Source organism: Novosphingobium barchaimii LL02 (assembly GCF_001046635.1).
GTDB lineage: Bacteria > Pseudomonadota > Alphaproteobacteria > Sphingomonadales > Sphingomonadaceae > Novosphingobium > Novosphingobium barchaimii.
Genome location: NZ_KQ130459.1, coordinates 139,195 through 150,000, shown reverse-complemented (window position 1 = coordinate 150,000; position 10,806 = coordinate 139,195). Strand labels below are relative to the sequence as shown.

Annotated in this window: 9 protein-coding genes (1 of these 9 only partly in view); 3 read left to right on the top strand and 6 right to left on the bottom strand. The window is 65.6% G+C overall.

Translation table 11 applies throughout. From position 1 onward, the window contains the following. Positions 1-721 carry the 5' portion of a glycoside hydrolase family 76 protein gene (locus V474_RS22335; RefSeq protein WP_236711398.1) on the bottom strand. It extends 329 nt beyond the left edge of the window, so 721 of the gene's 1,050 nt are visible here — the first part of the coding sequence; its start codon is at positions 719-721; its stop codon lies off the left edge, out of view. 446 nt (positions 722-1,167) lie between these two features. Between V474_RS22335 and V474_RS22330 the strand changes: the two genes are divergently transcribed. Further along, complete coding sequence (locus V474_RS22330) at positions 1,168-3,264, top strand: TonB-dependent receptor (RefSeq protein ID WP_059153421.1); 2,097 nt, start codon at positions 1,168-1,170, stop codon at positions 3,262-3,264. A gap of 47 nt (positions 3,265-3,311) precedes the next feature. On the opposite strand, the gene V474_RS22325 is transcribed toward V474_RS22330, so the two are convergent. From V474_RS22325 to V474_RS22315, 3 genes are all read right to left on the bottom strand, one after another. After that, complete coding sequence (locus tag V474_RS22325) at positions 3,312-4,751, bottom strand: NAD-dependent succinate-semialdehyde dehydrogenase (RefSeq protein ID WP_059153420.1); 1,440 nt, start codon at positions 4,749-4,751, stop codon at positions 3,312-3,314. Positions 4,752-4,898: 147 nt separating this feature from the next. Beyond that, positions 4,899-5,081, bottom strand: a complete 183-nt coding sequence (locus V474_RS22320; protein WP_059153419.1) for a hypothetical protein — start codon at positions 5,079-5,081, stop codon at positions 4,899-4,901. Beyond that, a complete protein-coding gene (locus V474_RS22315) occupies positions 5,078-6,244 on the bottom strand; it encodes a PepSY-associated TM helix domain-containing protein (protein ID WP_059153418.1) in 1,167 nt (388 codons plus the stop codon). Before V474_RS22315 ends, V474_RS22320 begins: the two co-directional genes overlap by 4 nt. A 292-nt stretch (positions 6,245-6,536) precedes the next feature. On the opposite strand from V474_RS22315, the gene V474_RS22310 reads away from it, so the two are divergent. After that, positions 6,537-7,274 carry a FadR/GntR family transcriptional regulator gene (locus V474_RS22310; RefSeq protein WP_082699970.1) on the top strand — a complete coding sequence of 246 codons (738 nt, stop codon included), beginning with the start codon at positions 6,537-6,539 and terminating at the stop codon, positions 7,272-7,274. A gap of 112 nt (positions 7,275-7,386) precedes the next feature. Further along, on the top strand, positions 7,387-8,307 hold the full coding sequence (locus V474_RS22305) for a Gfo/Idh/MocA family protein (RefSeq protein ID WP_059153417.1): 921 nt from the start codon (positions 7,387-7,389) through the stop codon (positions 8,305-8,307). A 101-nt stretch (positions 8,308-8,408) separates the two neighbouring features. On the opposite strand, the gene V474_RS22300 is transcribed toward V474_RS22305, so the two are convergent. Together V474_RS22300 and V474_RS22295 are read right to left on the bottom strand one after the other, a co-directional pair. Beyond that, the gene (locus V474_RS22300) at positions 8,409-9,224 is read right to left on the bottom strand and encodes a TauD/TfdA dioxygenase family protein (protein WP_059153442.1); all 816 of its coding nucleotides are present in this window, start codon (positions 9,222-9,224) and stop codon (positions 8,409-8,411) included. Positions 9,225-9,250: 26 nt separating this feature from the next. Then, positions 9,251-10,618, bottom strand: coding sequence for an amidohydrolase family protein (locus tag V474_RS22295; RefSeq protein ID WP_059153416.1), 1,368 nt, complete (start codon positions 10,616-10,618; stop codon positions 9,251-9,253). Positions 10,619-10,806: the final 188 nt, after the last annotated feature.

The following is a 10,806-nucleotide window of genomic DNA, read 5'->3' as shown; positions in this document are numbered from 1 at the left end:
CGCGGTAGGCGGGATCGCCGGTGATCCCGGCCAGATCGTTGAGGCCGCCGATCAAAACGCCCTGGTTGTAGGTGAAGCGGGGCTGGCCATTGTTGCGGCACTGGGCATTCAGCCCGTCGTTCACCAGCCCGTCCGCGCCGATCATCGACGATCCCTCGATCCATGACCAACTGCGCAGCGCCCAGTCCCGGTAGCCTTGCTGGCCGGTCGCCAGATATAGTTGGGTCGAGGCGTAGAACAGCAGTTCGTTGGTGATCGCATTCTTGTAAGTGCGCGCCGGGTCCCACCACATGCCGCCACCGCAGCGATCGTCCCAATAGGTGGCGACGAGGCGGCGGTACGTTGAACCGGCGTAGTCCAGCAGTTCCGGGTCGTTGCTGCGCCGCCAGGCATGGACGTTCGCGATGATCGCCCACAAGGCATCGTCGTTGAGGTAAAGGCCGGCACGGTTGCGCACCGCAGCGTCGATCCGGCCTGCCCACCGCTTGTCCCCGGTGCGCCGCTCATGATCGATCAACACGTCGACGGCAACGAAGCGCTGCCACGCCTCGATCCCGTTCCAGCCGCCCGGCTTGCCCCATTCCCGGTCGAGGTATGCCGCCGCGACCTGGGAGCGGCGCGGCGGGGTCTCGTCCGGGCCTGTGCGGTCTTGTGCGTGAAGGGGAACCGCGCCCAGCATAAGCAGCAGTCCGACAAGAATGCGAGGCATCACAGTGCGCATGGTAGCAAGCAATCTCCAACCGTAAGGCCCCCTTCGCACCGGCAATACAGGGCAGGGCGATGTCCGGCGCAGATTGCCCCGGCCATCGGACACTGGGCCATAGAGATGCCGGCCAGGAAGGAAAGACCCACTGCGCTGCACCCGCAAGAACACCGGATATTAAGCCTAATTTATCGGTTTGCGGGCTAAGCGCCGGGCTCGCGCACGGCGTTCTGCGGCATCCAGACCGGGGGGTCATCGATAAAACATATGTGGTTTCCAAGACTTAGAACGATGCCGATGACGACCTGACGATTCGAACCATCTCGCCGGACCGACCCCCACCGGTCCGGTCTGCAAAATACGTCAATACCCCATATCCAGTTGACCACCCCGTTTCTCGCAAATCGAAGAAATCTCCGCCCCTGCGCCTCGCCGGTCAGGTTCGGACCTGTGAAAGTCATATAATGCCCATCCGCATTGCCAGCCGTGCCGCCCTGATCTGCGCCGCCCTTGTCAGCGTTCCTGTCCATGCGCAGGAGCAGGTGGGCACCGGGCCTGCCGCGACAGGCGACGACGACATAGTCGTGACCGCCCGCAAGCGGGAGGAACGCGCGATCGACGTGCCGATCGCGATCACCGCCGTCAGCGGCGCACAGCTGGAAAAGCGCGGTGCCCGCAACCTAGCCGACTTCCTGCAGGAAGCGCCCGGCGTGGGGATCTATGACGGCGGTTCGGCGCTGGGCACCAAGATCACCATTCGCGGCATTTCGGCCTCGCTGGGGGCGAACGAGAACGGCTTCTATCTCGACGATCTGCCCTTCACCGGTGTGAGCGTGCCGATCAGCCCCGACGTGCGCGCCTGGGACCTCGACCGCGTCGAAATCCTGCGCGGGCCGCAGGGCACGCTGTTCGGCGAAGGCTCGATGGGCGGCACCGTGCGTATTCTGACGCAGGGCGCCAACCTGAACGAGTGGGAAGCCAAGGGCCTCGGCTTCGTATCGGACACCAAGGGCGGCGGCACCAATGCCGGGGCCAAGGGCGCTTTCAACGCGCCAATCATCCCCGGCGTGCTGGCCTTTCGCGTCGCCGGCACGCATGAGCGTTATCAGGGCTGGGTAGACAACAGCGCCGCCGGCACGACCAACGTCAACGACCAGACATACGATACCTTCCGCGCCAAGATGCGCTTCGACCCGGCCCCAAACCTGTCGATCACCGGCAGCTACTGGCTGTCCAAGTCCGACTTTCCCGGCGGCGGATCGAGCGCGCGCGACGATGGCCAGCAGTCGCGTGCGACGGTGCCTTCCAGCAGCAGCAGAATGGAACTCTACGGTGCGACCGCGCGCTACGACCTGCCCGGCGCGCAGCTATTCTACGCCTTTTCCCATAGCGACTTCACGCTGCCGCAGCAGGCGACGACGGTGCGCGGCTCGATCAATGTCCTGATCGACATCGGCGTGGAATCGCATGAACTGCGCATGGCATCGACCGGCGATGGCCCGCTGCAGTGGACGGTCGGCGGCTACTTGCGCAACGCCCAGCGCAACGACAGCGTGCTGTTCGCCTTCGCCGGCATCGACAACGATGCGCAGCTTCGCACCCGCGCCCGCGCTTTGTTCGGCGAGGCGACCTATACCCTGCCCGGCGTGCCCGTCGACCTGACCGCAGGCCTGCGCTATTTCGAGGACCGGCTGCGCGGCTTCGAGGCAAATGCGGGCGTCGTCACCGATCAGCCGGGTGACACCTACAAGTCCTGGAACCCGCGCTTTTCCGTGGCCTGGCACCCGCAGCCGGACATGACGATCTATGCCAGCGCCGCCAAGGGCTTCCGCTCAGGCCAGATCCAGCCGACCGTGCCGCTCGCGCTCGGGCCGATCTACGGGGTCGATCTGCCGGCCACGCTCAGCCAGGATTCGATCTGGACTTACGAGGTCGGCGCCAAGGCCGACCTGCTGGGCCGCAAGGTGACCGTGGAAGCCGCGCTGTTCTACAGCGACTGGAAGGACGTGGCGGTGCGTATCCCGATCCCGGGAACCTCGTTCAATGGCCTCATCAACTCCGACGGCACCCGTACCAAGGGCGCCGAACTGAGCATCACCGCGCGCCCGGTTCCCGGCCTGACGCTGGCGGCGAGCGGCGCTTATGTGGACGCGGAATATATCGGCAGCGTCGCAGGCACCGGGATCGTGAAGGGCGCCGCCGTGGACGATGTCGCCAAGTTCACCGCCAACGCCTCGGCGGACTATACCGCCGTGCTATCGGACACGGCGCAGCTGTTCGCGCGGGTCGACTGGCAGCACAGTTCGCCGCGCCGCAATTCGTCCTACGCCAGCTTCCTGCCGGGCGACAGGATCGACCGGGTGGATGCCCGCATCGGCCTGGACCTGGCGCAGGTGACGCTGGCGCTGTTCGCCGAGAACCTGACGAACGACAATGGCGCCACCAGCTTCCGCCAGGTTCAGGCGCTTGCCCCGGGCGTATTGGATATCACGTCGAACCGCCTGCGTCCGCGCACGCTGGGTATCGAGGCCAGCTTCCGCTTCGGCGGCCCTGCCCGCTGAACCAATGCGGGGAGGCACGGCTGCCCGTGCCTCCCCGCCATTAACGATCAGACGTTGGCGACCACGACCGCGCGGGTGTTGAGGTAGTTGTCGAGCGCTTCGGGGCCGCCCTCGGTGCCGTAGCCGGAATCCTTGATGCCCCCGAACGGCAGCTCCGCCGAGGCTGCCGCCGGGGTATTCACCCACAGCATCCCCACTTCCACGCGCCGCGTCAGCAGGTCCGCATTGGCGAGCGAGCGGGTGAAGGCGTAGCCGGCCAGCCCGAACGACAGGCGGTTGGCCTCGGCGATGGCTTCCTCCAGCTTGTCGAACCCGCGAATGCCGGCGACCGGGCCGAACGGCTCGTCGTTGAACAGGCGGGCATCGAGCGGCACGTCGTTCAGGACGGTCGGCTGCCAGAAGTTGCCGGTCTCGCCGATACGGCTGCCACCGGCCAGAAGCGTGGCGCCCTTGGCCACCGCGTCCTGCTGGAATTCGGCCATGGCGGACAGGCGGCGCGGATTGGCGAGCGGGCCCATCTGGGTGCCCTCTTCCATGCCGTCACCCACCTTGATGCCGCGGGCAAGGTCGGCCAACTTTTCGGCGAACTGCTGCTTCACGCTGTTGTGCACCAGGAAGCGCGTGGGCGAGATGCACACCTGCCCGGCATTGCGGAACTTGGCCCCGCCCACGCTTTTCACCGCAAGATCGACGTCGGCGTCCTCGCAGACGATCACCGGGGCATGACCGCCCAGTTCCATCGACACCCGCTTCATGTGCTGCCCGGCAAGGCCCGCCAGCAGCTTGCCCACCGGGGTGGAGCCGGTGAAGGTGATCTTGCGAATGATCGGACTTGCGATCAGGTATTCCGAAATCTCGGCCGGATCGCCGTAGACCAGGCCCAGCACGCCTTCGGGCAGCCCTGCATCCTGGAACGCCCTGATAAGCGCCGCCGGGCTGGCCGGGGTTTCTTCGGGCGCCTTGACGATCATCGAGCAGCCCGCTGCAAGGCCTGCGCCGATCTTGCGGACGACCTGGTTGATCGGGAAATTCCACGGCGTGAAAGCGGCGACCGGGCCGACCGGGTCCTTGATGACCATCTGCCGGATCGCAAGGTTGGTGCGGTGCGGGACAAGGCGGCCGTAGACGCGGAAGCCTTCCTCGGCGAACCATTCGATGATCTCGGCGGCGGCCATCGCCTCACCCTTGGCCTCGGCCAGCGGCTTGCCCTGTTCCTGGGTAAGCAGCAGGGCGATGTCGCCCGCGCGCTCGCGCATCAGGGCTGCGGCCTGGCGCATGATCTTGCTGCGCGCGGCCGGAGTATAATCGCGCCAGATCTCGAAACCGCGCTGCGCTGCATCCAGCGCGCGGTCGAGGTCCGCCTTGCCCGCATGGGCGACGCGGCCGATTTCCTGCCCGGTCGCGGGGTTCTGTACTGCCAGCGTGCGGCCATCGGCAGCATTCTGCCAATCGCCATTGATGAAGAGCTGGGTGTCCAGATAGGCCATTCGATACGACTCCATGAGTTTGCCGAAAGCCGGCGATCCTGCGGGATCGCTCCGGCGCGGCGGGGATCACGCCGCTATATCGGAAGCCCCCGGCGCGGGCGCAACCGCACGGTGAAAGGTTAGGCATGTAAAAAGCGCAAGCGCCGTTCAGCTGCGCCGAAACCTCATCGCCCAGACCACCGCCAGCACCGGCACCCCCAGCGCGATCCACGAAAGGACATCACGCAGTCCATCGCCGGTAAGCGCGGCGATGAGGCCGACCAGACTCAACACGGCCAGCACCGCGGGGACGGCGAATACCTGGCGCAGCGACTGCTTTGCACGCTTCATGCCGCCGCGCCCGCCGTTCCGCCGGTCTCCACTTCGCGCACATGCGCATCGACGGAGGTCTTGCGCTTGCCCAGCCACAGGTAAAGACCGCTGCCCAGGATCAGGATCGTGAACAGGTCCAGAACCGCCCAGAGGATCTTCAGCGGCGGCCCGCCATAGTCCCCGAAATGCAGAGGCTGCGACAGCGCCAGCGCCTGATTGTACCACGGCATCGGCCGGGCATCGGTGAATGCCCCGGTCTCGGCATCGATCAGCGCGGGGGTCAGCAGGCGCTGGGTCAGCGGCGTATCGCCCTGAAAGAACACCGCGTAGTGGTGCTTGGAACTGAAGGCCCCGCCTGGAAAGCCGATGAACTGCGGGTTGGTGTCCGGCAACGCCTTGCGCGCCTGCGCCATGGCCTTGTCGAGCGACACGTAGCGCGAACGCTCCAGCGCGGGCTTGCCGGCATAGGCGCTGGTCATCGCGGCCAGTTCGCGGCTTTGCCATACCCGGTTGATCGGTGTCGCCAGCGTGTTCACCACGCCGGTAAGCCCCACCACCAGCGTCCAGGCCAGCGCGGCGATGCCCAGCAGGTTGTGATAGTCGAGCCATTTGAGCCGGGGGCTGCGCGAGGTCCGCAACGTGCCGAAAGCGATCTTGCGCATGAAGGGCGCGTAAAGGACCACGCCCGAAACGATCGCGGCGGTGAACAGCAGCCCCATGAACCCCAGGAACAGCATCCCCGGCAGGCCCAGGAACATGTCGGTGTGAAGTTGCAGCAGGAAGTGCATCACCCCGCTCTCGTCCGCCTGTGACACCAGCTTTCCGGTGGAGCGGTCGAGAATAAGAACCGTCATCTGCGCGGAGGGCGAGTCCGGCCGGGGCGCGGTGGTGACGGTCATCAACGGCCCTTCGTTGTCGAATGCCATGAAGGCAGCGACCTCGCCCGGCCGCTTGGCAATCGCGATCTTCAGCATCGTGTCGAGCGGCAGCAGTCCCGGCGTGTCGGAAGACGAGCCGACACCCGGCATACCCACCTGCGATGGCCCTTCGGTGAGCACGTCGATCTCGTCATGGAAGATCAGCGGCAGCCCGGTAAGGCACAGCATCAGCAGGAACAGGGTGCACGCAAGGCTCGTCCACTTATGCACCAGGTACCAGGCTCGGATCGAATTGCGCGTCACGGATTTTCCGTTTTAGATGAACCGTTCGAAACCGGCGAAAAATGCGGGCTGCAGACAAGCGAGCACTAGCGTTGCCTAGGCCAAGCCCCCGCCCCTCGCAAGACAGCGCGGCCTTAACGCGCAAACGGCTGTCGTTTCCGGCGATACCTTCTCCGCGCCATCAATCACAATTATCATATGAATCGACTTATCATATCAAAGGACCTTGCGTAGCGTGCGCTGCCCTTTACGATGCCTGGTGCGACAGGATCGGAAAAGCGCAGCGCGCAGGCCGGTAATAAGGACAAGGTTCGTGACAGGCTCTTCCCACCTCATCATCGATGAACCCGCTGCACAGCTCGGCCGCAACCTGACATACGGACTGCTCGACAATATCGGCCGCGCCATCGTTACTGGCCAGTTCGAGAAAGCCGTGTTCCCCACCGAAGCCGAACTCGCCAAGCAGCACGGCGTCAGCCGCTCCGTCACCCGTGAAGCGGTGAAGATGCTGACCGCCAAGGGCCTGCTCAGCGCCCGACCGCGCCAAGGGACCACGGTGCAGCCGACCTCGTCCTGGAACCTGTTCGACACCGACGTGCTGCGCTGGATGCTGGAACGCAAGCTCTCCATCGACCTGCTGCGCCAGTTCAACGAACTGCGCGTCGCGGTGGAGCCGGAAGGCGCGGCGCTGGCGGCCACGGTCGCGGGCGAAGACGATCTGGCACGCATCGACGCCGGGCTGGAGCGTATGCAGGCTGCCGAGCACGGGCTGGACGACCCGCTGGAAGCCGATATCGCCTTCCACGTCGCGATCCTGCGGGCCTCGAAAAACCCGTTCTACATCCAGCTGCGCGACGTGGTCAGTACCGCGCTGCGCACCTCGATCCGCTTCACCAACCGCATCAAGGGCCGCTCCGCAGACGTTGCCGAACACGCCAAGGTGCGCGATGCTATCGCCGCGCGCGATCCCGACGCGGCGAGGATCGCGATGCGCCGGATCATCGGCGACGTCCTTGGCCTGATCGAGGACCGGCAACCAGCGGGCGAATGATCACGCTGCTGTGAAAACCAGCCTTTTCCCATGGCACCCCAGCGCTTTCGCGATTGATCCACGCGCTTTGCGGCGATAAAGCGCGATAAATACTATAAAAGAGGAGTTCGACGTGGAGCCTGTAAGATTGGGCCTCGTTGGCATCGGCAAGATCGCCCGTGACCAGCACTTTCCCGCGATTGCCGGGAATGACCGGCTGAACCTCGTCGCCACCGCCAGCCGACATGGCCGCCTCGACGGGGTGGACGGCTATCACGATATCGCAGAGATGGTTAGCGCTACGGCGCTCGACGCCGTCTCGCTCTGTACGCCGCCGGACGGGCGCTACGAACAGGCGCTGATCGCCATCGAGGCGGGCGTGCACGTCATGCTCGAAAAGCCGCCGGCGGTAACGCTCTCGCATGTCGAAGCGCTCGTCGCGGCAGCGCGCAAGGCGGGCGTCTCGCTGTTCGCCACCTGGCACTCGCGCGAAGCGGCGGGCGTGGCCCCTGCCCGCGCCTGGCTGGCCGACAAGCGCATTGATGCGGTGCGGATCGACTGGAAGGAAGATATCCGCCGCTGGCACCCGGGGCAGGAATGGATTCTTGGCCCCGGCGGCTTCGGGGTCTTCGATCCCGGCATCAACGCGCTGTCGATCGCGACTGAAATCCTGCCGCGCGAACTCTTTGTGGAAAGCGCCAGCATGGACGTGCCTGAAGGCCGCGCCTCGCCGCTGGCCGCCAGCATCTTGATGCGCTGCGGCAGCGCCGAAGTGCGCGCCGAGTTCGACTTCCTCCAGACCGGCCCGCAGACATGGTCCATCGAAGTCGACACCGATGCGGGAACCCTGCGCCTTACGCAGGGCGGCAGCGTGATCCAGCTGCCCGGCGAGGCAGAGCAGACCGCGCCCGACGAGGAATACGCACGGCTTTACGACCGCTTTGCCGACCTCGTGGCCGAACGCGCGATCGACGTCGACCTGCGCCCGCTGCGGCTCGTCGCCGATGCATTCCTGATCGCGGATCGCCGTGTGACCGAGGCTTTCGCCTTCTGAACCAGAGCGGCCAGCGCTGCCCCTGCCCTGCGAATTAAACGCGCCCCGCTCGTCATGAGCGGGGCAGTTTTATGTTGCGCGCCCTGTCCTAAAACCGCCGCTCAACGCGGCACGTCGCCCAGGATCTGGACGCGAAAGCCCGAGCGCACTTGCGGGAAATAATCCCAGATCGCCGAGTGCTGGGCGCAGCGGTTGTCCCAGAACGCGATCGAATGCGCTTCCCAGGTGAACCGGCACTGGAACAGCGGCTGCTTCACATGGTCGAACAGGTAGGCGAGCAACGCGTCGCTTTCGGGCCGGGGGATGCCTTCGATATACGTGGTGAAGCCCTTGTTGACGTAGATGCATTTGCGCCCAGTCGAGGGGTGCGTGCGGATCACCGGATGGCTGGTGCGCGGCAGGGTCATGCCTTCGGGCGTGATGCCGCCAAAGCCGACGACGGCGTCGTGCATGGCGGTAAGCCCTTCGAGGTGGTCCTTCATCCGGTCCGACAGCGCATCGTAGGCCGCGTACATGTTCGAGAACGCGGTGTCGCCGCCGCAAGGCGGGATGGTGTGCAGGTAGAGGATCGAACCCAGCGGCGGTTCGGGGTCGCAGCTCATGTCAGAATGCCAGTCCTCGCCCGCGACGAAGGTGGAATCGGCGTCGGCGTGGATCACCGTCACTTCGGGATGGCCGGGCGCCTGCCACGGCTTGGTGCTGGGCGCGATGTGGATGCCGCCGAAGTAATTGGCGAAACGGATGTGCGCCGCGTGATCCAGCGGCTGGTCGCGAAAGAAGATGACCAGCCGGTCGTCCAGCGCGCGGTGCAGTTCCGCGACCTGAATGTCCGAAAGCGGCTGCGTCAGGTCCACGCCCGAGACGATCCCGCCCATGCCGGGGGTGAGCGCAGTGACCGTGATTGCCGAATATTCCACCGTGTTCGCTTCCTCGATTGATGGTGTCACAGGATCGGCCATTCGCTCATCAGCGGCAGGCCGGAGCGGGCGAGCACGGCATCCGCCATCGCCTGCCCCTCGTCGTAGAGCGCGTCCTCGTCGATCATGGTGCAGGCGAAATCCGCGACCACGCGCAGCCCGTCGACCCAGACCGAATGCACGCCCCGCCCGTCCGCCGACCAGACCAGCTGATCCACCGCATTGTTGACCGGCTGCCATTCCGGGCGGCGCGTGTCGTGAGCGACGATGTCCGCCTTCTTGCCGACCTCGATGCTGCCGATCGCATCGGCCATGCCCAGCACTTTCGCGCCATTGATCGTCGCCATTTCCAGCACTTCATGCGCCGGGAACAGCGAGCGGTCCTGCCGCGCATCCTTGAACAGCGCCGCCATCAGCGTGATGACGCGCATCATGTCGTGATTATCGGCCCCGTCGGTGCCGAGCGCGATGTTGACCCCGGCCTGCGCCATTTCGGGGAACAGGCCGTGCTTGCCCACCCCGTAGCCGCAGCGGATCGAGGCTCCGGGGCAATGAGTGACATGAGTGCCGCTCTGCGCGACCAGTTCTGCCTCGCGCGCGTCGATATGGACCATGTGGACGAGGTTGAGGTGCGGGCCCAGCACGCCAAGGTCCGCCAGATGCTCCACCGGGCGCTTGCCGGTGTTGGCTAGATACCATTCGCTGTCGCCCGCGACCGGGCTCATATGCGCGGAAATGCCGGTGCCGGTACGCGTGGCCAGTGCGGTGACGCCCTGCCACAGTGCGTCGGTGGCGGTCATGTGACCGATGAGGTTGGGCCAGGCGGCGATCCGGCGTCCGTCCTGAGGGTAGCGTTCCAGATCCCGCGCCAGCGCGGAGAGCGCATCGCGGGTGAGCGCCTCGGCGTCGGCCGAGGGGTCCCAGGCGCGGTCCTCGGTCCAGCGGCCGTTGCGGGCGCGAATGCCGGTGTCCTCGATCGCGGCCATGACTTCGTCGAAGGCGATGACGGTGCCGGCTTCCAGGAAAGTCGTCGTGCCCGAACGCAGCATCGCGGCGATGGCCAGTTTCGCGCTGACCGCCTGCTCGGCCGCGTCATGGCTTTTGTAGAGCGGGATCACCCATTCGCCCAGTTCCTCGTCGAACGGCAGCGCCTCGGGGATGAAGCCCCGGATCAGCGTTTCTGTGACATGGACGTGGCAGTTGATGAACCCGGGGGTGAGCACGAAGCGCCGCCCGTCGATGACCTCACGCGCATCGATGGAGGCGAGGTCGGCACTTTTGCCCACCGCAACGATGGTATCGCCGGTGAAAGCCACGGCGCCGTCACGAATGACGCGGCGCGCGCCGTCCACCGTGATGATGGTCGCGCCGGTGATGAGAGTATCTGCCTGCATGAACCTTCGCGCCCTTGTTGCGGTGCTACTCTAGCCGCCATGGGCTTTGCGGCTTGTGCGAGCGCGGCGCAATTGTTGACACCGGTGTTTGGCTGCGGGGGCTTCGACAAGCTCAGCCTGAGCGGAATGGGAAGCATAGAGCAACTTCCGCTCACCCTGAGCCTGACGAAGGGTCAGATGCGGACCCT